Below are 22,379 nucleotides of genomic sequence, written 5' to 3'. Positions count from 1 at the left end.
TTATTGACATCATCAGCTTCATTTGATAATTTATTAGTATATTAGCACTCAGGAAGTTAGAGTGCTAACAGAGGTGATCATACATGCTAACTGATCGTCAATTATTGATTCTGCAAGTGATAATCGAGGATTTTATCCATTCAGCCCAGCCTGTCGGGTCGCGAAGCTTGTCGAAGAAAGATGAAATTACGTTCAGCTCGGCCACTATTCGCAATGAAATGTCTGATCTTGAAGAATTGGGTTTTTTAGAAAAAACTCATACATCTTCAGGAAGGGTTCCTTCTGAAAAAGGGTATAGATATTATGTGGATCATTTACTTTCTCCTCAAGCTCCAAAAAAGAATGAAATGAAATTGTTGAAATCCGTGTTCGTGGAGCGCATTTATGAACTGGAAAAGATTGTCCAAAAGTCAGCTAAGATACTCTCTGAATTGACGAATTACACGGCAATCGTTCTTGGCCCCAAAGTCAATGAACATAAGCTGAAAAAGATTCAAATCATTCCATTGAGTCCTGAAACGGCAATTGCGATCATCATCACTGACACAGGCCATGTTGAAAATCGAATGATTTCCCTGCCTCCTTCTTTCGATATCAATGAAATCGAGAAGGTAGTCAATATTTTAAATGCCCGGTTAGTGGATGTACCGCTTGTCGAGCTGAAGGATAAGATCTATAAGGAAGTGGCGGTCTTATTGAGCCATCACATCCATAATTATGGATCGGTCGTTTCCGTTCTTGCGGACACCCTCACGGATACGAAACCGGAAAAAATATTTTTCGGTGGTAAAACGAATATCTTGAGGCAGCCTGAGTTCCATGACATTGCAAAAGTCAGCACACTTTTATCCATGATCGAACAGGAACAAGGATTTTATGATCTCATTACGAAAAACCCATCTGGCATTCATGTCAAGATTGGCCGTGAAAATCAAAATACAGTCCTTGAGGATTGTAGTTTGATTACCGCGACGTATTCAATCGGGCAGGAACAAGTGGGCACCTTGGCAATATTGGGTCCAACTCGAATGGAATATTCGAGAGTAATCAGTCTCCTTTCTTTTTTCTCGAAGGATTTAACGACGTTGATGACAAAGCTGTATCAAAAATAGGAGCAAAGGTAATAGTAAGGTGGCGGTAAAAGGGTTACCACCGCCCAACCTATTACTTAAGCATAAATTTGTATAATCCTTTAGGGGAGGTGAGATTGTGGAAAATAAAAACAATGAACAGACATTAAATAATGAAACAATCGAGGAAAGCACGGAAGAAGCGGTTTTTGCTGAAGAAGTGAATTCATCGGAAGAAACTCAGGAGGAAACTCCGGTAGAAAAAGATGAGCTACAGTTGGCTCAAGAAAAGATTCAGGAACTAGAAGCTAAAATCGAAGAAATGGATAACCGTTACCTTCGTTTGCAAGCTGATTTCGATAATTCTAGACGCCGTGCAAAGCTTGATATGGAAGCGGCTCAAAAATATAGAGTGCAAGATATTGCTGGGAATTTGGTCGAGGCTCTTGATAACTTTGAAAGAGCGACTAAAATCGAAGCGGATAATGAGCAAACAAAGTCCCTTCTTCAAGGCATGGAAATGGTCTATAAAGGCATTATTGGTGCATTGGCGAAAGAAGGCATCGAACCGATCAATTCTGTCGGTGAAGAATTCGATCCGCGTTTGCATCAAGCCGTCATGCAAGTTCAAGATGAGAACTTCGGTTCGAACATCGTTGTGGAAGAATTCCAAAAAGGATATCTTCTTAAGGACCGAGTGATTCGCCCGGCCATGGTAAAGGTAAACGAATAAAGAAATCATTACATATAAATATTGGGAGGTAGTGTAACAATGAGCAAAATTATTGGTATTGACTTAGGTACTACAAACTCTTGCGTATCTGTACTTGAAGGCGGGGAACCAAAAGTTATCCCGAATCCAGAAGGAAACCGTACAACACCTTCTGTTGTGGCATTTAAAAATGGGGAACGTCAAGTAGGGGAAGTGGCCAAACGCCAAGCAATTACGAACCCGAACACAATCATTTCCATTAAACGTCATATGGGTACTAACCATAAGGAAGTAATTGATGGAAAAGAATATTCACCGCAGGAAGTATCTGCAATCATCCTTCAATACTTGAAATCTTATGCTGAAGAATATCTTGGAGAAAAAGTAACAAAAGCGGTTATCACCGTTCCTGCTTACTTTAATGACGCTGAACGTCAAGCAACTAAAGACGCTGGTCAAATTGCTGGTCTTGAAGTGGAACGTATTATCAATGAACCTACAGCTGCAGCACTTGCTTACGGATTGGATAAAACGGAAGAAGACCAAACCATCCTTGTATTCGACCTTGGTGGCGGTACATTTGACGTATCCATCATGGAACTTGGAGACGGAGTATTCGAAGTACGTTCAACAGCTGGTGACAACCGCCTAGGTGGAGACGATTTCGACCAAGTAATCATTGATTATTTAGTAGAAGCATTCAAAAAAGAGAATGGCATCGATCTTTCTAAAGACAAAATGGCTGTTCAACGTTTGAAAGATGCAGCTGAAAAAGCGAAAAAAGACCTTTCAGGTGTAACTTCAACTCAAATTTCATTACCTTTCATCACAGCTGGGGATGCTGGCCCACTTCACTTGGACGTAACGATGACTAGAGCTAAATTTGATGAGCTATCATCAAGTCTTGTTGAACGTACGATGGGACCTACTCGTCAAGCATTGAAAGATGCTGGACTTTCAGCTTCAGAAATCGATAAAGTCATCCTTGTTGGTGGATCTACTCGTATTCCTGCAGTAGTGGAAGCAATCAAAAAGGAAATCGGTCAAGAACCTAGCAAAGGTGTTAACCCTGATGAAGTAGTAGCGATGGGTGCTGCCATTCAAGGTGGCGTGTTAACTGGAGACGTTAAAGACGTGGTTCTTTTAGACGTAACTCCACTTTCCCTTGGAATTGAAACAATGGGCGGTGTATTCACTAAGTTAATCGACCGTAATACAACGATTCCGACAAGTAAATCTCAAGTGTTCTCAACAGCAGCAGATAACCAAACAGCTGTGGATATCCATGTTCTTCAAGGTGAACGTCCAATGTCAGCGGATAATAAAACGCTTGGCCGTTTCCAATTAAGCGATATTCCACCTGCACCACGTGGAATTCCTCAAGTAGAAGTAACATTCGATATTGATAAAAACGGTATTGTTAATGTTCGTGCAAAAGATCTTGGTACAAACAAAGAGCAAGCCATCACAATCAAATCATCTTCAGGTCTTTCTGATGAAGAAATCGAGCGTATGGTACGCGAAGCAGAAGAAAATGCCGATGCTGATAAACAACGTAAAGAAGAAGTGGAACTTCGTAATGAAGCCGACCAACTTGTCTTCCAAACGGAAAAAACGCTTAAAGATCTAGAAGGTAAAGTAGACGAAGCGGAAGTAACAAAAGCGAACGAAGCGAAGGATGAACTGAAAGCTGCAATCGAGAAAGATGAGCTTGAAGAAATCCGTACGAAAAAAGATGCTCTAAACGAAATCGTTCAAGCTTTAACTATGAAGCTTTACGAAGAAGCGGCTAAAGCACAGCAAGCTGCCCAAGAGGGTGCTGGTGAAGCTGGAGCTCAAGACGATAACGTCGTTGATGCAGAATTTACAGAAGTGAACGAAGACGAAAAAAATAAAAAGTAACCCTTTTGGGATGCTGAAATAGTGGGTAGTGAAATGCTGCCTGAAGTAGAAAAGTCAAAGTCAGGTTATCTTGGCTTTGGCTTTTTTTACAATGGATGGAGCTAAATATAGGAATGATAGGGCTATAAAGAGATGAAATGACAGTTTGAGGGGACATTCCCACTTCTTTTATGGATGGGTGTTCAAACTGTTTGTGCTTTTCTAGTTGATTATTATCTTCCTACAGTGATAATATAATCTTTATGTGAATCGAATCGGGAGTGGATTTAGATATGAGTAAACGCGATTATTATGAGGTGTTAGGCCTTTCGAAGAGTGCTTCGAAGGATGAAATCAAGAAAGCGTATCGAAAGCTCTCCAAACAATATCACCCTGATATTAATAAAGCAGACGATGCTGCGGATAAATTCAAGGAAATTAAGGAAGCTTACGAAGTATTAAGCGATGAACAGAAAAAAGCCCATTATGATCAATTTGGGCATACGGATCCGAATCAAGGCTTCGGTGGTGGTCAAGACTTTGGTGGTTTTGGCGGATTCGAAGATATTTTCAGTAGTTTCTTTGGTGGTGGAGGTCGTAGAAGAGATCCTAATGCACCTCGTCAAGGGGCCGATCTGCAATATACGATGACGCTTTCTTTTGAAGAAGCCGCATTTGGGAAAGATACAGAGATTGAAATTCCACGTGAAGAGAATTGTGATACATGTAAGGGCTCAGGTGCAAAGCCTGGTACAAAAGTCGAAAACTGTTCACACTGTCACGGAACTGGTCAGTTAAATGTTGAACAAAATACAGCTTTCGGGCGTATCGTTAACCGGAGAGCTTGTCACCATTGTCAAGGAACAGGTAAAATCATTCCGAATAAATGTTCAACGTGTAAAGGTGAAGGAAAAGTTCAAAAACGTAAAAAAATTCAAATCAAAGTACCTGCAGGTATCGATGACGGACAACAGCTTCGAGTTTCCGGTCAAGGGGAGCCTGGAATCAATGGTGGCCCATCCGGAGATCTATATGTAGTCTTCCATGTCCGTACTCATGAATTCTTTGAACGGGATGGCGATGATATTTATTGCGAAATGCCGATTACATTTGCCCAATCTGCGTTAGGAGACGAAATTGAAGTCCCAACCTTGCATGGCAAAGTTAAATTGAAGATTCCTGCCGGTACACAAACTGGTACGCGTTTCCGTTTAAAAGGAAAAGGCGTTTCGAATGTCAGGGGCTATGGACAAGGCGACCAGCATGTAATCGTATTGGTGGTCACTCCAAAGAAATTGACGGAAAAACAAAAAGAACTTCTTCGTGAGTTCAGCGAAATCAGTGGCCAAGCAGGCATTGATGAACAAGAAGATGGCTTTTTCTCGAAGGTAAAGCGTGCTTTTAAAGATAGATGACTAAAAGTAAAAGAAGAGATCGGGAGTTGGTAGGTTATGAAGTGGTCTGAATTTGCAATCCACACAACAAATGAAGCGGTTGAACCTGTTTCAAATATCCTTCATGAGGCAGGTGCAAGCGGTGTTGTCATTGAGGATCCTCTTGAATTAGTCAAAGAACGTGAAAATGTCTTTGGCGAAATCTACCACCTGAACCCAGATGATTATCCGGACGAAGGTGTTTTGATCAAGGCGTACTTGCCGGTTAATAGCTTTCTTGGTGAAACGGTTGATGCTATTAAGGAATCCATCAATAATCTCCTGCAATTTGAAATAGACCTAGGGAAGAACCTTGTTTCAATCAGTGAAGTGAATGAGGAAGAATGGGCAACTGCCTGGAAGAAATATTATAATCCAGTCAAGATATCCGAGCGATTCACCATTGTCCCTACTTGGGAAGACTATACGCCAGTAAGCAGTGATGAATTGATCATAGAACTGGATCCGGGCATGGCATTCGGGACGGGTACCCACCCGACAACCGTCATGTGTATCCAAGCCCTCGAACGTACTGTTGTACCGGGTGATCTTGTGGTTGATGTTGGAACGGGTTCTGGAGTCTTGAGCATAGCGTCCGCATTGTTGGATGCAAAACGAGTTCAGGCACTTGATTTGGATGAAGTGGCTGTTCGGTCGGCCATTCAAAATGTTGAACTGAACAATGTTCAGGAAAAGGTCTCTGTTTCGCAAGGTAACTTATTGGATGGAGTAGATGAACGGGCGGATGTCGTAGTAGCCAATATTTTGGCCGAAGTGATTATGCGCTTTACGGACGATGTTGCGAAAATCGTGAAACCTGGTGGGCATTTCATTGCCTCTGGAATCATTCAACCTAAAAAACAAGATGTGAAGGAAGCGATTCAAGCTTCCGGATTCATAATTGTGGAAACCATCCAGATGGAAGATTGGGTTGCGTTCATTGCTAAAAGAAATGATTGAATGATGAGTTACTCTGATTATCTTATCCACAGGTAATCAGAGTACCTTTTTTTACGCTCAAACCTTGGCAAGGCACAAAGCATTCAAGGGAAGATGCCTTTGACTGCTAGCCTGTGAGTTTTTCTAGACTAGACGGAGTAGGTGGCACTGTGCAACGATATTTTCTTAATGAAATGGACTTTCAGGGACAAACCGTGACCATTACAGGTGATGATTTTCACCATATTGCCAGAGTCATGAGAATGGAACCTGGAGAGCGAATCATAACTGTAAAGGGCAGTGGCATGGCTGCAGTCACGGAAATCTCGGAAATTACGAATGATACAGTTATAGGAAACATTTTAGAATGGAAGAATGAAGAAAAAGAACTTCCCGTCCAGGTGACGATAGCGAGCGGTCTGCCTAAAGGGGATAAGCTGGAGTATATCGTTCAAAAGGGGACGGAATTGGGCGCTTACAAGTTTATCCCTTTTATTGCGGCTCGTTCGGTGGTAAAATGGGACCACAAAAAGGTCGGCAAGAAACTAGAAAGACTCCAAAAGATTTCCAAGGAGGCGGCCGAGCAGTCCCACCGTACAGTTGTCCCTTCCGTGACCGAACCGATGTCAATCGCTCAACTAACGGAGCTTGCTTCTGAATACGATCATTCATTAATCGCATTTGAAGAAGAGGCAAAGCGCGGTGAAACATCCGTGCTAGCGTCGGTGTTGGAAAACATCAGGGCTGGACAGTCGATTCTTTTCGTTTTTGGGCCTGAAGGGGGCCTAGCGGAAAAAGAAATCGAGAAATTAACATCTTCCGGTTTTGTAGCATGTGGACTTGGACCTAGAATATTAAGAACTGAAACAGCACCTTTATATGCACTTTCCGCTGTTTCTTATCATGTAGAACTTTTGAGGTGATGAAAAATGGCAACGGTCGCTTTCCATACATTAGGCTGTAAAGTAAACCATTATGAAACAGAAGCTATTTGGCAATTATTTAAGACAGAAGGATATGACCGTGTTGAATTCGAAAACACATCGGATGTGTATGTCATCAATACGTGTACGGTAACGAATACGGGCGATAAGAAAAGCCGCCAGGTCATCCGTCGTGCTATCCGTAAAAACCCGAATGCCGTCATTGCAGTAACAGGATGTTACGCACAGACGTCGCCTGCTGAAATCATGGCAATCCCGGGCGTCGATATCGTGGTGGGCACACAGGACAGGGGAAAACTGTTAGCATACATCGAACAATTTAAGGTGGAACGCGAACCGATTAATGCAGTTGGAAACATTATGAAGAACCGTGTATACGAAGAATTGGATGTACCAGCTTTTACCGACAGAACCCGAGCTTCTTTAAAGATCCAGGAAGGTTGTAACAATTTCTGCACGTTCTGCATCATTCCATGGGCACGTGGTTTAATGCGTTCCCGTGATCCAAAGGAAGTTATCCATCAAGCTGAACAGCTTGTCGAAGCAGGGTATAAGGAACTTGTGTTGACTGGTATTCATACAGGTGGTTATGGTGACGACTTGAAGGATTATAATTTGGCCATGCTCTTGCGTGATTTGGAAAAGGTCGAGGGACTTAAACGGATCCGCATATCTTCCATTGAAGCGAGTCAAATAACGGATGAAATCATTGAAGTGCTTACGAAGTCCAAAAAAGTGGTTCGCCATTTGCATATTCCGATTCAATCAGGATCAGATACTGTGTTAAAACGGATGAGACGTAAATATACGATGGATTTCTTCGGAGACCGTATCGAAAAATTAAAAGTGGCGCTTCCTGGCCTTGCCGTTACATCTGATGTCATTGTAGGTTTCCCTGGAGAAACCGAAGAAGAATTCATGGAGACATATAATTTCATCAAGAAATATAAGTTCTCTGAATTACATGTATTCCCTTACTCGAAACGCACAGGGACACCAGCGGCACGCATGGATGATCAAGTGGATGAAGATGTGAAAAACGAACGTGTTCATCGCCTGATCTCTTTGTCCGATCAGCTGGCAAAAGAGTATGCTTCTCAATTCGAAGGAGAAGTACTGGAAGTGATTCCTGAAACACCATTGGAAAATGGGCTTTATGAGGGGTACTCCGATAATTATATGAAGGTTATTTTCCCGGCTACTGAAGAAATGGTTGGAGAAATCGTAAAAGTGAAAATTACACAATCCGGCTATCCACATAGTGAAGGACAGTTTGTTACGATTGTGAAAGATCTTCCATTACAACAAGCAGCTAATCTTTAAGACGGCGATTTATCGCTGTCTTTTTTTCTTCTTTTTAGAGTGATAACGGAACATAAGGGTATAGTTTATATATATCGTCATTTTGAAATTATTATGGTATCATGAGAGGTACGGACAACTAGTTTTTTTTATGAATATTAAGGAGGATTACTAAATGACACAAAATGTAGCAGGTTTAATCGATCACACTTTATTAAAAGCGGATGCAACGAAAGAACAAATAAAAGTTTTATGTGAAGAAGCAAGAGAATATAAATTCACATCAGTATGCGTGAACCCAACTTGGGTGAAGTATGCTAGTGAGTTATTGGAAGGTTCAGAGGTAAAGGTTTGTACGGTTATAGGTTTCCCTCTAGGAGCGTCCACTCCTGAAACTAAAGCCTTCGAAACAAAAGATGCCATCAGCAACGGTGCGCATGAAGTTGATATGGTAATCAACATCGGTGCTTTGAAGGACAAGGATGATGAATTGGTTGAGCGGGACATTCGTGCCGTTGTCGCAGCAGCGACTGGTAAGGCCCTTTCAAAGGTCATTATTGAAACATCATTATTGTCAGAGGAAGAAAAAGTGCGTGCTTGCGAAATAGCTGTTAAAGCGGGAACTGATTTTGTTAAAACTTCAACAGGATTCTCAACAGGTGGTGCTACGGTTGAAGATGTAGCGCTTATGAGAAAAACGGTTGGACCGAATATCGGCGTTAAAGCTTCAGGTGGGGTTCGTAACACGGGCGATGCTGAGAAGATCATTGAAGCAGGAGCATCTAGAATTGGTGCAAGTGCTGGTGTATCCATTGTAAAAGGCTTAACAGCTGATTCTGATTATTAATTTTCATGGTCGCATTCTTAGGAATGCGGCTTATTTTTTTGAGGACGATGCAGCAATAAAATGAAGTTGGAAAATTGGCTTGCGAAAGGTAAAACGATCAAAGAAGTCGTAATATTAAAAATGACACTAGCATGTGCAAGCTGGGTCGCTTTATTTTCAGTGAAAAAGGCAGCCGTCCGTTCTAGAACGTCCACAAGAGGAAGGAAGGCAGCCACACCGATCACATTCAGCCATATATGTGCATATGCTGTAAAGGCAGCTTGTCTACCTGAACCGATGCTAGCCATATAGCCTGTGATACACGTACCGATATTAGAACCGAGCATCATGATGATGGAAGAAGAGACGGATAGCTCCCCGCTCATTAAAAAACTCATGGCGATTCCGATGGTCGCGGAGCTAGAGTGAATCAGCGCCGTTAACAGGATACCTGCCAACAAAGCATAACTAAGATGGCTTTCTATGCCACTGAGTACATGCTGAACCGATGGATAGGCAGCGATGGGCTTGGAGAGCATCTTAAAACCGCTCATCGCCGCGAAAATGGCAGAGATGCCTATAAGGGACATTCCGGCGCTTTTTAATGCGATTTTGGGCATAAAGCAAAGAGCGGCACCGCATAAGACTCCTGGAATGATCCAGCGGTCCAATGAAAAGGTCATGAATTCAGCTGTAAAGGTCGAACCGATATTCGTTCCTAAAATGATGCCAATCGTCTGTGGAAAGGATAAACTGCCGGCGGAGACGAGACCCACGGTCATGACCATGACCGCCGAACTGCTCTGAAGGATGCCTGTGAAAATCGTACCTGCAAAAAAACCTTTCCAGGGTTTATCGGTCACCTTAGATAGAAAGGATTTTAATTTAGCGCCGGACAGGTTGAATAAGCCGATGCGTAAAACGGCCATACCCACTAAAAATAAAGTGATGAATAAAAGGAATAAAAGTAACTCGTACATGACCAACACCTCTTGAACAGTCTATGGCCCATAGGGGATAGACATGCTATAAAAAGCTTCAAAGTTGCAATTAGAAAAAAATATGGTAACAACATGATAATATTTGAAATAAGTTTCGTTTTATTGGTTGACCTGTCAAAGATGATATATTATAATTGTTTAGTACATGTATAACATGTTGACAACTTGAGTTAGTGTGTTGTTTTCGGAGGGAGGGAAAGAGATGTCTAAAACCGTCGTTCGTAAAAACGAATCGCTTGAAGATGCTCTTCGTCGTTTCAAACGTACTGTATCTAAAGCAGGATCGCTTCAGGAAGCTAGGAAGCGTGAATTTTATGAAAAGCCAAGCGTAAAACGTAAGAAAAAGTCTGAAGCTGCAAGAAAACGTAAATTCTAAGAGAGGGTGGAAAGATGAGTCTTCTCGAGCGTTTAAATAATGATATGAAACAAGCGATGAAGAACAAGGAAAAGGACAAACTATCTGTTATTCGTATGTTGAAAGCTTCGCTTCAAAACGAAGCTCTAAAACAGAGACAAGATTTAACAGATGATGAAGAATTGACAGTGCTCTCTCGCGAATTAAAACAACGCAAAGACTCCCTCCAGGAGTTTGAAAACGCAGGTCGTTCCGATCTCGTGGATAAAGTCCGCACCGAATTGGGATACGTAGAGGCATATATGCCTGAGCAACTATCAGAAGAAGAGATTTCTGAGATTGTTAAATCAACAATTGAGGAAGTCAATGCAACATCCAAAGCAGATATGGGGAGAGTTATGGGAGCTTTAATGCCTAAAGTTAAAGGTAAAGCAGATGGTTCTCTAGTAAACAAGTTAGTACAACAACATCTATCTTAAACTCGAAACCTAACCGCAGGCATTAGCCTGTGGTTTTTGTGTGTTTACGTGATTATTTCGCCTCTTTTAGACGTATAGTAACTAGTGAAAGGGCAGCCGACTGGTTTTATATAAATTAATTGCTTTTTAAATGAAACCTTTTTCATATACATACGTATTAACTAAGTAAGTGACGATAATAAGTGGATTCGATTAGCAAGGGTGAAATATGCCTTTTAGGTAATGGAAAGACCGGCTTACAGGCGCTTAATACGGGAAAGGAGGCGTTCCATTGAAAATATGGCGTGGTCTATCTGTTCTCTTATTCGGATTGCTGCTTTTGGTGTCTTTCTTGGTGCCCGGTGCTTCTGCAAAGGAGATTGTTTACCAGGTTCCCATTCAAGAAACGGTGGAAAAGGGTTTGGCCGCCTTTTTGCAACGGGCACTATCGATTGCAGAAGAGAATAACGCAGATCTTGTAATTTTCGAGGTGAATACCCCAGGTGGTGCCGTAGATGCGGCAGGGGAGATAGCCAAGTTACTGTCTAATTCCTCAGTAAAAACAGTGGCTTACGTCAATAATCGTGCTTTATCTGCGGGTGCCTATATTTCGCTCAGTGCCGATGAAATTTATATGGTCCCCAGTGCTACAATGGGTTCAGCTGCGGTGATTGACTCTTCGGGAAATGCAGCGGGAAAAAAAGCGGAATCTTATTGGTTGGCTGCAATGAAAACGGCAGCCGAACAGAATGGACGCGATCCCATTTATGCACAAGCGATGGCTGATGAGGATATCGACCTTCCAAAATACGGAGCCGAAAAAGGAAAATTACTGACATTCACTGCTGATCAGGCAAAAAAGGCCGGCTACAGTGAAGGGACCGTTTCGGGGAAAGCTGAGTTATATAGTATACTCGGGGTGGAAGATGCGGATATTCGAACCATAGAGGAAAGCTTTCCAGAAAAGTTAGCTCGCTTTTTGACCAATCCTTTTGTGATTCCCATCTTATTGACGATAGCAGGCATCGGGATTGTGGTAGAGTTGTTTTCGCCTGGTTTTGGCATTCCTGGTTTTATTGGAATCACTGGCCTCGTATTGTTCTTTTATGGACATTTGGTCGCAGGCATCACGGGCTATGAGTCGTTAGCGCTATTCATCTTAGGAGTCATCCTTGTGCTCTTGGAGTTTTTCCTCCCTGGAGGAATTATCGGGGTGCTTGGCTTTAGTGCAATTATAGGCAGTTTATTTCTCGCTTCAGAAGATCCGGTCCATATGACCATTTCTTTGTTAATTGCGATTACCGCATCCATTTTGGTTTCTATCCTATTTGTAAAGGTGCTTGGTAAAAAAATGAACTTTTTTAGAAAAATGATATTAACCGATGCAACAAAAACAGAGCAAGGGTATGTCAGTTCTCCGAATCGCTTGGAATTATTAGGTGTTGAAGGTAAGGCAATGACAGACTTAAGGCCATCTGGAACGGCTTTAATTAATGATGAACGGGTCGATGTTGTGACAGAAGGAAGCTTTATTTCCAAAGGGACATCCATCAAAGTCGTGAAAGCTGAAGGGTCGAGAGTAGTCGTTCGGCAAATTCCGGAATCAAATCAATGAAAATAGGAAGGGTGAATGTTTAGGTGATAACTTCAGGAACAATATTTATCGTGTTGGCTGTAATTGCGGCCATCATCATCTTATCGGTATTTTTCACATTTGTACCAGTTATGTTATGGATCTCAGCTTTAGCGGCTGGAGTCAAAATCAGTATCTTTACATTAGTGGGAATGAGGCTTCGTCGTGTTATACCAAGCAGGGTAGTTAACCCGCTCATTAAAGCCCACAAAGCGGGAATCAATGTATCGACGAATCAATTGGAGAGCCATTACCTTGCAGGAGGGAATGTTGACCGTGTCGTCAATGCACTGATTGCAGCAGAACGTGCGAATATCGCATTGCCATTTGAAAGAGGGGCAGCCATCGATCTTGCAGGACGTGATGTACTGGAAGCGGTTCAAATGAGCGTTAACCCTAAAGTGATCGAAACGCCATTCATCTCCGGTGTAGCGATGAATGGGATTGAAGTGCAGGCAAAGGCAAGAATCACCGTTCGTGCCAATATCGAACGATTAGTCGGTGGTGCTGGGGAAGAAACGATCATCGCGCGTGTAGGTGAAGGGATTGTTTCGACAATCGGTGCTTCAAAAAAGCATACGGATGTCCTTGAAAACCCGGATTTAATTTCTAGAACCGTTTTATCGAAAGGTCTCGATTCAGGTACAGCATTTGAAATTCTATCGATTGATATCGCTGATGTGGATATCGGGAAGAATATCGGGGCTATCCTACAGACTGACCAGGCTGAAGCGGATAAGAAAATCGCCCAAGCAAAAGCGGAAGAACGTCGCGCGATGGCTGTTGCCTTGGAACAGGAAATGGTAGCCCGTGTCCAAGAAATGAGAGCGAAGGTTGTAGAATCCGAGGCAGAAGTGCCATTGGCTATGGCTGAAGCGTTGAAGAGCGGAAATCTAGGGGTAATGGATTACATGAATATCCAAAATATCACGGCGGATACGGATATGCGGGATTCCATCAGTAAGATATCGGATAACCCAAAGGACAAGGATAACAATTAATTCCCAGAAGGGAGGCCTTTAAATGGGAGATCTCATTCAATTCTTTCTCAGTAATCCATTCCTTCTGATTATCTTGATAGCTGTTGCAACATCCATGTTCGGCAGGAAAAAACAGCCGCAACCAAACAATCCAAACAACCCGCCGAAAAAGAAATGGCAGGAAATCATGCAGGAGCTTCAAGGCGAGATGCCACAAAAGGAACAACGGCAAACCCCTGTTCCGGCAACTGGCCAAAAAGCAGAGAAGCGTGTCGTACACTCTGCTGGGCCTGTGGATGAAACGAAAGCACAGGCTGAAAAAAGGATTGCTGAACTAAGAAGGCTGCAGCAGAAATATGAGCAAGAGCGTGTGGAACAAAAAGATAAGGCAGATCGAATTACTACAGCCATTTCTGACGATAGCAGTTCCGTCTATCATAAAGGTCCTTCCTTCACTAAGAAACAGTTGATTGATGGAATCATTATGTCTGAGGTGCTCGGACCTCCAAGGGCTAAGCGTAGTTTGCAAAGGTCAAGGAGATAATTCGGAAGAACTTGTATCCCGCGTTCATTCGTTCAACATGAAAAAATAGAAATTGAACCTTTATAATTTTGTGCTAGAACCCTCTTTCATCTCATACATTGAGATGAAAGGGGGTTCTTTTTTATGGCTCGCAATTGGGGAAAAAAAGTGAAACAGCTTATGACTAAAACAATGGACCTTCCGCAAGATGTCATGATGGACCTGCCGCGAATTACCATGATCGGACAATTACATATATATATTGAAAATCATCGTGGCTTGTTGGCCTTTACTGACAGTGAAGTGAGGTTAATGCTTAAAAATGGCCAGCTGCTAATAAAGGGAACTGGCTTTGTCATCAAGACCATCTTGCCGGAGGAAATCATGTTAGAGGGCAAAATTGACAAAGTATATTTTATCAATGAATGATCCCGGGAGGTTTCCATGAAAAACCAATGGACAAACTATTATACAGGCTATGTAAAAGTGAAGGCATATGGAAGAGGAACCGAAAGGCTAATCAATATGTTGACAAGGAGAGGGCTTCATATCTGGGATGTGAAGCGTGTAGGAAGTGAATCCCTGATTTTCCATATGGATTTCAGGGAAATTTCAAAATTGCGTCAGGTCCTGCGAAAAAGCGACTGTAAAGTGAAGTTCCTCCAAGGCAGGGGGTTTCCGTTTCTCATGAAGCGAGTGATGAAAAATAGTGGATTCTTGGCGGGTTTGATTGCTTTCCTTATTTGCATTTTTGTACTCTCCAATATGGTGTGGGGGATAGAAGTGAAAGGGGCAAAACCGGAAACGGAACATGCCATCCGTAAAGAATTGGACAAAATGGGCGTGAAAATTGGAAAGGTGCAATTTCTAGTGGACGATGTGGATACGATTCAGCGAAAGCTCTCTGATCGCATCGGTGCCCTAACCTGGGTTGGTGTGGAGCTTAAGGGGACAACCTACCATTTTCAGGTGGTGGAAAAACGGCAGCCGAAGGAAATAGAGAAAACCTCCTCACAAAATTTGGTTGCTTCAAAAAAGGCGGTCATCACCAATATGTTCATTGAAAAAGGACAACCTAAAGTGAATGTGCATGATTATGTAAGTAAAGGACAACTTCTTGTTTCAGGGTTAATTGGGAAAGAAGATAAACCAGAAATTGTCTCGGCACAGGGGAAAGTAATGGGGCAAACTTGGTACAAGGCGAATGTGGAAGTGCCTCTGAAAACCAATTTTTCCGTTTACAATGGTAATGAAACCAGTAAGCATTATATAAAAGTGAGCAGCTTATCTATACCTATATGGGGATTTAAGGATCCGGGCTATAAAAAGCAGGAAAAAGAATCGACTGATCGGCCGTTTCATTTTCTGCAATGGGAACTTCCCATTTCCTATAAAGTCGACACATTAAGGAGTAAAGACGATATCGTCCGGAGTTATACGAAGGAAGAAGCGATAAAGGAAGGTAAGAAGATGGCCCAGGCCGACTTACGGAAGCTTCTTGAAGAAGAAGACCAAATTATAGGGGAAAAAGTTTTGCACGAAAGCATGGAGAATGGTAAAGTGAAATTATCTATACATTACCAAGTTATTGAAGATATTGCTGTAGGACAACCAATCATTCAAGGAGACTAGCGAATGGCAGATGAAGTGAAGGTAATCAAGTTGGAAATTGAATCACCTAATGAAGCGGTCGCTTTATTGGGCAATGGAGATTCTAATGTAAAAGTGCTTGAAGACGAGCTGGGCATTTCGGTCATCACCCGCGGGGAAGGTATTAGCGTTGCCGGTGAATTAGAGCGGGTGACGATGGGACAGGATATCCTGAAGGCGCTGTTATCTGTGATCAGAAAAGGGATTACGATAAGTTCTAGGGATGTAATGTATGCTATAGAATTGGCTCGCAAGGGAACATTGGAATATTTCGGAGAATTATATGAAGAAGAAATTGCTAAAACGGCTAAAGGTAAATCGATTAAGGTCAAGACAATTGGCCAGCGATATTATATTCAGGCCATAAAGAAGCTCGATTTAGTATTCGGGATTGGTCCTGCTGGGACCGGGAAGACCTATCTAGCTGTTGTGATGGCAATCAATGCCTTGAAAAACGGACAGGTTAAACGAATTATCTTGACGAGACCTGCCGTAGAAGCCGGCGAAAGTTTGGGATTCCTTCCTGGGGACTTAAAAGAAAAGGTAGACCCGTATCTACGTCCGTTATATGACGCTCTTCATGACCTACTGGGGATGGAACAGACCCAAAGGATGATTGAACGCGGGACGATTGAAATCGCTCCCTTGGCCTATATGAGGGGACGTACGCTCGAGGATGCCTTTGTAATCTTGGATGAGGCACAGAATACTACCGAAGCCCAAATGAAGATGTTTTTAACGAGGCTCGGTTTTGGATCGAAAATGGTCATTACGGGAGATCGTACCCAAATCGACCTTCCAAAAGGGATGAAGTCAGGTTTGATTCGGGTTGAGGAGATTCTCAAGAATGTCAAAGGCCTTTCATTTGTGTATTTTGAACAGAGTGATGTAGTCAGGCATCCGCTCGTCGCCAAAATTATCAGCGCATATGAACAGGCAAAAGAATAGAGGGAATCCGCCAATGAAATGGCGGATTTTTTCATGGTGATTCGCTTGCCCATCATGAATGGAATGTGAAATTGTGGTGAAAAGCAAGGGTTTTATCATAACATGATGAAAAGTAGAGGGAAAACTGTTATCATTTTACATATCTAGCATATTAACCATCTTTTTTTAGGAGGACCTTCTTTGAACCGTATCCAAAAATTTTTCACCAAAATAAAAGGCCTGCTGGTCCATCGCTTTTTTCAAGTACTCTTGTTCGTCGTACTTGGTTTGTTTGCATATGGGTTAATGCTATCCAACGTTAAGCCTGAAAAGATCCAAGTGGAGCTTTTTAAGCCAGCGGAACAAACGATACGATCCACCAAGACTATAGAAGATACATATAAGACTACGAAAGAAAAAGAAGAAATTTCAAAACAGGTGGCGGATGTTTATACATTAAAAAAGGAATATGCCAAAAATAAAGTCGATTTGATCTCTTCAATTTTTGATTCTGCGATTGAAGTGAACAAAGAAACAGATCCTAATAAGGGCGGTAAAAAAGGAATTAAAAAGACGGATGGCCAAAAGGTTTCCATCTTGAAAGAAAAATTGACGGAGGAGGTCAATAAAGATATAGAAGAATCTGTTTTCATGGCATTGGTACAGGCGGATGAAGATGAACTGGAGATAGCGAGGGACTCTACGATAACCGCTGTAAATAATGTGATGAGTGAGCGGATCTCGGCCAGCGATGTTGAAAATGCAAAGAAAAAAGTGGTAGATGAACTGAGCTATATGAGTATAAATAGTGATATGAAGAAGGTCTCCATATCACTTGCCCGTTCGGCGATTATTCAAAATGTTTTTTTTGATAAAGATAAAACGGAGGAACAACGCCGAAAAGCAGTGGAAAGTGTGGAACCAGTCAGGATTCTCCAGGGGCAGATTATCGTCGAAGAAAATCAATTAGTGGACCGGGACGTGTACAGGCAGCTTGAATTGGCTGGGTTTTTAAGTACCGAGTCCACTATCTTTCCATATGTAGGGCTCCTGCTTTATATTTTTTTAACTTTTACGGCTTTTTATTACTTTTTTTACTATTCCATAACGAAACGGGATAATAAGTACAATCAGTTGTTGGTTTTCAGCCTTGTTTTCATTTTTGCAATGGCAACGATGAAAACAGTCAGCATATTCGCTGAACTGAAAGATTCGAATTTAGAATATATTTTCCCTGCTGCCATGGCAGCGATGCTTATTAAGATATTATTAAATGATAAATTGGCTGTTGCCATGACAATTTTATTAGGATCTTATGGTACGATAATATTTAATGGCGATACGCCAGGAAATCTTGACTTCTCTATGGGGCTTTATATTATTTTTAGCGGATTGATGGCCATCATAATATTATCGCGTTCCAATTTCAAATCAAGAGTACTGGTAGCGGGTCTCATGATGTCAGTGATCAATATCGCTTTCGTCTATTCGCTCATTTTCATTATGGATGGCCATTACACAAAAGTGGAGTATCTATATTATGCGGCAGCGGCTATAGGATCTGGGCTTGGTTCCGCTGTGTTGACAATGGGGCTGCTTCCATTTTTCGAGGCGGGGTTCGGGATTTTATCTTCAATGAAGTTGATCGAGCTTTCCAATCCCAATCACCCCCTATTACGAAAAATCTTGATTGAGGCACCTGGTACCTACCACCATAGTGTAATGGTTGCCAATTTGGCTGAATCTGCATGTGAAGCAATTGGCTCGAATGGGTTGCTTGCAAGAGTCGGATCTTATTACCACGATATAGGCAAGACAAAGCGGCCGCACTTTTTCATCGAGAACCAGTTAAATGAGGAAAATCCGCATGATAGGCTACAACCGGAAACGAGCAAGGACATTATCATTGCGCATGCCGTGGATGGCGGAGAAATGCTTCGCAGCCATAAGTTCCCGAAGGAAATTGTGGATATAGCGGAACAACATCATGGGACGACTTTATTGAAATTTTTCTATCATAAGGCATGTAAGGAAGATGAAGCGACACGCGAAGTCGACTACCGGTATCCGGGGCCTATGGCGAAAATGAAGGAAGTGGCCGTCATTGGAATTGCAGATAGTGTTGAGGCTGCAGTCAGGTCGATGAAGCATCCTACACCCGAGAAGATCGAGGAACTGGTAAGTTTCATAATCAGTGACCGGATTCAAGACGGTCAATTTGATGAATGTGACATTACTATGAGAGAATTAAGTATCGTAAAGCATTCGCTTTGTGAATCGCTGAATGGTATCTTCCACTCAAGGATCGAGTATCCTGACATGGATAAATTAGGACAGAAGGTGAAAAAATGATTTTAACAATGGATTTAATCGATGAAACGAACGAAGTGACGGAAAAAGGGCAGCAGCTTGTTGAAAGCATTTTGCAATTTGCCGCCAATAAAGAGAATATCGAAGAAGGTACGGAACTATCCGTCACTTTTGTCGACAACAAAAGGATTCAGGAGATTAATAAAGAATACCGTAATAAGGATTCGGCTACCGATGTCATTTCTTTTGCACTGGAAGAGATGGGGGAGGAAGAAGTCGAGATTATCGGGGCGGAAATGCCTCGTATGCTTGGTGATATCATCATTTCAATTGAACGCACAAAAGAGCAGGCCGAGGAGTATGGACACTCTTTTGACCGCGAACTTGGCTTTTTAGCCCTACATGGTTTTCTTCATTTGCTAGGCTATGACCATATGACTGAAGAAGATGAAAAAGTGATGTTTTCTAGACAAAAGGAGATATTGGGGGAATATGGGCTCTCGAGAGAAGGGTAAGCCAAGGTATCCACTCGTAAAAAGCTTTTCATTTGCTTGTCAAGGGATTTTGGAAGCGGTACGGACCGAGCGAAACATACAGATCCATTTCGTGGTGATGGCAGCCGTCGTGTTCTTTGGTTGGTATTTTTCATTGAACGGAATGGAATGGTTGTTTATTTTGACGGCAATTGCTGGTACGATTGCATTAGAACTAGTGAATTCGGCCATTGAACGGGTTGTTGATTTAGTGACAGACCAAATCCATCCTCTTGCCAAGCAGGCAAAAGATATTGCAGCCGGGGCTGTATTCATATATGCTATATTTTCTATAATAGTTGGATTGATTATTTTTTTGCCAAAGTTGGGTATGTAGGTTCTTTTATTCATCCAATGTAGAGGGGGAATTGTATAATGAATACGAATGAATTGATTGAAGAAGCTAAAAAAGCTAGAGAAAAGGCTTATGTCCCTTATTCAAAGTTTAAAGTGGGAGCTGCTTTATTGACTGCCGATGGTAAGGTATATCATGGCTGTAATATTGAAAATGCAGCATACAGCATGTGCAACTGCGCGGAAAGAACTGCATTATTCAGTGCCTATGCGCATAATGACAAGCAGTTTAGCAAACTTGCGGTCGTAGCGGACACGGACCGACCGGTATCCCCATGCGGAGCCTGCAGACAAGTCATTTCAGAACTATGTGAACCGGATATGATGGTTGTTTTAACCAACTTGAATGGTGATACTAAAGAATTAACAGTACAGGAATTGCTTCCAGGAGCTTTTTCACCGGAGGATTTAAATGAATAAATTAGTTAGCGATACACAGGTAAAAGGATATAAATCAGGATTTATATCCATCATCGGCCGTCCAAATGTCGGCAAGAGCACGTTTTTGAACCGTGTAATCGGTCAAAAAATCGCAATCATGAGCGACAAGCCTCAAACGACAAGAAATAAAGTTCAAGGTGTACTTACACAAAATGATTCACAAATGATCTTCATTGATACACCGGGCATTCATAAACCTAAGCATAAGCTTGGGGACTTTATGATGAAGGTTGCGACGAATACCTTGAAAGAGGTCGATCTGATTCTATTCATGATTAATGCTGAAGAGGGCTACGGTCGTGGAGATGAGTTTATCATTGAAAAGCTACAATCGGTTAAAACACCCGTTTTCCTTGTAGTCAATAAAATTGATACGATGCATCCTGATGACCTTCTGCCCATCATTGAAAAGTACCAAAAGCTGTATCCTTTTGCAGCAGTGGTGCCTATTTCAGCTCTTGAAGGTAATAATGTCGATACATTGCTCGCCCAAATCAAGGAACATCTTCCTGAAGGGCCGCAGTTTTACCCAGCCGATCAAGTAACGGATCATCCGGAGCGTTTCATCATTTCTGAATTGGTCCGCGAAAAGGTTCTGCACTTAACTCGTGAAGAGATTCCACATTCCGTGGCTGTTGTGATTGACTCAATCAAAAAAATGGATAACAGTGACACAATCAATGTTATGGCGACCATCATTGTCGAGAGGGATTCCCAAAAAGGAATTGTCATCGGTAAGCAAGGGAAAATGCTGAAAGAAGTCGGTAGCCGCGCGAGAGTCGACATTGAGAACCTATTGGGCTCTAAGGTTTTCCTTGAGCTATGGGTCAAAGTCCAGAAAGATTGGCGTAATAAAGCAAGTCAGCTTCGTGATTTTGGATTTGATGAGAAAGAATATTAATTAACAAATTTTACGCTTCATGAAAGTGTGAAAAACGGTCAAGCTAATCATTAAGGACGGATATTTATCTGATATTGCTAGTCATAATGAAGGGTGGGCTTTATATGTTGGATTTTACCTGGGAGTTATTTAGTGAGACAGGTAATGTGGACACCTATTTACTTTATAAGGAGATAGAAGTCGAAAGGCAGGAAAGACCATTAGTATCGAATGAAGAGCTAGCTGATATTGATTTTCCTGTTTCTTAAGGATTAGCTAAGGCGAGTATGGGTGGTGTCTTTTATGCTTCAGAAATGTGAAGGCATTGTCATTAGAAGGACGGCATATGGAGAAAACAATAAAATTATAACGATTTATACCCGAGAGCTAGGGAAAATAGGGGTCATGGCTAGAGGTGCGAGCAAGCCAAATAGCAGGCTTGCCGCCGTGACCCAGCTTTTTTGCTCCGGGTATTTCCTTGTTTCGACATCTAGTGGACTTGGAAGCCTTCAGCAGGGGGAAATGGTTGACTCGCTTCGTTTTATCAGGGAGGATCTTTTCGCCACTGCCTATGCTTCCTATATCGTCGAATTGCTCGATAAGAGTGTGGACGATAAAAAACCAAATCCATATCTGTTTGAATTGCTTTCACAAACTTTACATTACATAAATGAAGAATACGACACTGAGGTTTTGAAATTCATTTTTGAAATGAAAATGCTTCCTGTAAATGGAATCAACCCGGTTTTGAACCAATGTGCCGTTTGTGGGGAGACCGAAGGGGAATTTGCTTTCTCCCTAAGGGAAGCCGGGTTTATTTGTCACCGATGTTTGGACAAGGACCCTTATCATTATAAAATTTCTCCTTCTGCGGTGAAACTTCTGAGGATCTTTTATTATTTTGATTTATCCAGGCTTGGTAACATATCTGTTAAACCGGAAACTAAAAGGGAATTGTCAAAAATCATTGATGCCTATTATGAGGAATATTCAGGGTTACATCTGAAGTCCAAAAAGTTTCTCAAACAGATTGATTCGATGAAAGATATGTTTTAGGTTCGAACTATTGACATTCCGGTTTTGTTTGTATAAAATTTTAATCATCAAAATAAGAAGAATGCGTCGATGGAAGAGAGTACCTGTTTTAATTCATAAAAGCGAACCCGGGATGGTGCAAGCCGGGATATGAAGACACAGGGAAGGGCGTTCCGGAGCATGATTAGGTTT

At 42.0% G+C, this 22,379-nt stretch carries 24 protein-coding genes and 1 other annotated feature (1 of these 25 cut by a window edge); of the genes, 23 read left to right on the top strand and 1 reads right to left on the bottom strand.

Annotated features, from left to right (window positions below; translation table 11 throughout):
• Positions 1-83 precede the first annotated feature (83 nt).
• From hrcA to deoC, 8 genes are all read left to right on the top strand, one after another.
• Positions 84-1,112 carry a heat-inducible transcriptional repressor HrcA gene (hrcA, locus tag AC503W_RS13270; protein ID WP_402869608.1) on the top strand — a complete coding sequence of 343 codons (1,029 nt, stop codon included), beginning with the start codon at positions 84-86 and terminating at the stop codon, positions 1,110-1,112.
• Between the two features lie 94 nt (positions 1,113-1,206).
• A complete protein-coding gene (gene grpE / locus AC503W_RS13265) occupies positions 1,207-1,803 on the top strand; it encodes a nucleotide exchange factor GrpE (protein WP_402869898.1) in 597 nt (198 codons plus the stop codon).
• A 39-nt stretch (positions 1,804-1,842) separates the two neighbouring features.
• Positions 1,843-3,684 carry a molecular chaperone DnaK gene (gene dnaK, locus AC503W_RS13260; protein ID WP_402869607.1) on the top strand — a complete coding sequence of 614 codons (1,842 nt, stop codon included), beginning with the start codon at positions 1,843-1,845 and terminating at the stop codon, positions 3,682-3,684.
• 272 nt (positions 3,685-3,956) lie between these two features.
• Positions 3,957-5,078 carry a molecular chaperone DnaJ gene (gene dnaJ, locus AC503W_RS13255; protein WP_427686555.1) on the top strand — a complete coding sequence of 374 codons (1,122 nt, stop codon included), beginning with the start codon at positions 3,957-3,959 and terminating at the stop codon, positions 5,076-5,078.
• Positions 5,079-5,114: 36 nt separating this feature from the next.
• Positions 5,115-6,056: a 50S ribosomal protein L11 methyltransferase gene (gene prmA / locus AC503W_RS13250; protein ID WP_402869603.1), complete on the top strand. Its 942-nt coding sequence runs from the start codon at positions 5,115-5,117 to the stop codon at positions 6,054-6,056.
• 149 nt (positions 6,057-6,205) lie between these two features.
• Complete coding sequence (locus tag AC503W_RS13245; RefSeq protein ID WP_427686553.1) at positions 6,206-6,958, top strand: 16S rRNA (uracil(1498)-N(3))-methyltransferase; 753 nt, start codon at positions 6,206-6,208, stop codon at positions 6,956-6,958.
• A 6-nt stretch (positions 6,959-6,964) separates the two neighbouring features.
• The gene (gene mtaB / locus AC503W_RS13240) at positions 6,965-8,302 is read left to right on the top strand and encodes a tRNA (N(6)-L-threonylcarbamoyladenosine(37)-C(2))-methylthiotransferase MtaB (RefSeq protein WP_402958395.1); all 1,338 of its coding nucleotides are present in this window, start codon (positions 6,965-6,967) and stop codon (positions 8,300-8,302) included.
• A 154-nt stretch (positions 8,303-8,456) separates the two neighbouring features.
• Positions 8,457-9,128: a deoxyribose-phosphate aldolase gene (deoC, locus tag AC503W_RS13235; RefSeq protein ID WP_494914415.1), complete on the top strand. Its 672-nt coding sequence runs from the start codon at positions 8,457-8,459 to the stop codon at positions 9,126-9,128.
• A gap of 17 nt (positions 9,129-9,145) precedes the next feature.
• On the opposite strand, the gene AC503W_RS13230 is transcribed toward deoC, so the two are convergent.
• Positions 9,146-10,087: a Na/Pi symporter gene (locus tag AC503W_RS13230; protein WP_403079296.1), complete on the bottom strand. Its 942-nt coding sequence runs from the start codon at positions 10,085-10,087 to the stop codon at positions 9,146-9,148.
• 223 nt (positions 10,088-10,310) lie between these two features.
• Between AC503W_RS13230 and rpsU the strand changes: the two genes are divergently transcribed.
• The 15 genes from rpsU (at position 10,311) to recO (ending at position 22,208) form a co-directional block, all read left to right on the top strand.
• Positions 10,311-10,484 carry a 30S ribosomal protein S21 gene (rpsU, locus tag AC503W_RS13225; protein ID WP_028391853.1) on the top strand — a complete coding sequence of 58 codons (174 nt, stop codon included), beginning with the start codon at positions 10,311-10,313 and terminating at the stop codon, positions 10,482-10,484.
• Between the two features lie 14 nt (positions 10,485-10,498).
• Positions 10,499-10,942, top strand: coding sequence for a GatB/YqeY domain-containing protein (locus tag AC503W_RS13220; protein ID WP_402869597.1), 444 nt, complete (start codon positions 10,499-10,501; stop codon positions 10,940-10,942).
• Positions 10,943-11,213: 271 nt separating this feature from the next.
• Positions 11,214-12,536 (top strand): NfeD family protein, encoded by a 1,323-nt coding sequence (locus tag AC503W_RS13215; protein ID WP_427686550.1) that lies wholly within the window; start codon positions 11,214-11,216, stop codon positions 12,534-12,536.
• 41 nt (positions 12,537-12,577) lie between these two features.
• Positions 12,578-13,555, top strand: coding sequence for a flotillin-like protein FloA (gene floA / locus AC503W_RS13210; RefSeq protein ID WP_402958446.1), 978 nt, complete (start codon positions 12,578-12,580; stop codon positions 13,553-13,555).
• Positions 13,556-13,577: 22 nt separating this feature from the next.
• Positions 13,578-14,078, top strand: a complete 501-nt coding sequence (locus AC503W_RS13205; protein WP_427686548.1) for a YqfB family membrane protein — start codon at positions 13,578-13,580, stop codon at positions 14,076-14,078.
• Between the two features lie 123 nt (positions 14,079-14,201).
• Positions 14,202-14,486 (top strand): sporulation protein YqfC, encoded by a 285-nt coding sequence (gene yqfC, locus AC503W_RS13200; protein ID WP_402869591.1) that lies wholly within the window; start codon positions 14,202-14,204, stop codon positions 14,484-14,486.
• Positions 14,487-14,501: 15 nt separating this feature from the next.
• Positions 14,502-15,689, top strand: coding sequence for a sporulation protein YqfD (yqfD, locus tag AC503W_RS13195; protein WP_427686546.1), 1,188 nt, complete (start codon positions 14,502-14,504; stop codon positions 15,687-15,689).
• A gap of 3 nt (positions 15,690-15,692) precedes the next feature.
• Complete coding sequence (locus AC503W_RS13190) at positions 15,693-16,655, top strand: PhoH family protein (RefSeq protein WP_402869587.1); 963 nt, start codon at positions 15,693-15,695, stop codon at positions 16,653-16,655.
• Between the two features lie 180 nt (positions 16,656-16,835).
• Positions 16,836-18,986 (top strand): HD family phosphohydrolase, encoded by a 2,151-nt coding sequence (locus AC503W_RS13185; RefSeq protein ID WP_402958407.1) that lies wholly within the window; start codon positions 16,836-16,838, stop codon positions 18,984-18,986.
• The gene (gene ybeY, locus AC503W_RS13180; protein ID WP_402958409.1) at positions 18,983-19,459 is read left to right on the top strand and encodes an rRNA maturation RNase YbeY; all 477 of its coding nucleotides are present in this window, start codon (positions 18,983-18,985) and stop codon (positions 19,457-19,459) included. The genes AC503W_RS13185 and ybeY overlap by 4 nt, the downstream gene beginning before the upstream one ends.
• Entirely contained in the window at positions 19,437-19,814 is a 378-nt protein-coding gene (locus AC503W_RS13175) for a diacylglycerol kinase family protein (RefSeq protein ID WP_402958411.1), read from the top strand. Before ybeY ends, AC503W_RS13175 begins: the two co-directional genes overlap by 23 nt.
• A gap of 38 nt (positions 19,815-19,852) precedes the next feature.
• Complete coding sequence (locus AC503W_RS13170) at positions 19,853-20,251, top strand: cytidine deaminase (RefSeq protein ID WP_402958413.1); 399 nt, start codon at positions 19,853-19,855, stop codon at positions 20,249-20,251.
• Entirely contained in the window at positions 20,244-21,173 is a 930-nt protein-coding gene (gene era, locus AC503W_RS13165) for a GTPase Era (RefSeq protein ID WP_402958415.1), read from the top strand. The genes AC503W_RS13170 and era overlap by 8 nt, the downstream gene beginning before the upstream one ends.
• 104 nt (positions 21,174-21,277) lie before the next feature.
• A complete protein-coding gene (locus AC503W_RS13160; protein WP_402869576.1) occupies positions 21,278-21,421 on the top strand; it encodes a YqzL family protein in 144 nt (47 codons plus the stop codon).
• Between the two features lie 34 nt (positions 21,422-21,455).
• Entirely contained in the window at positions 21,456-22,208 is a 753-nt protein-coding gene (gene recO, locus AC503W_RS13155) for a DNA repair protein RecO (protein ID WP_402958417.1), read from the top strand.
• Between the two features lie 57 nt (positions 22,209-22,265).
• Positions 22,266-22,379 (top strand) — a binding site (T-box leader); it runs 62 nt beyond the window's last position.

Source organism: Peribacillus suis, from assembly GCF_059384845.1.
Note: the sequence above shows the minus strand (reverse complement) of the source record. Positions and strands in the feature narration are given on the sequence as shown.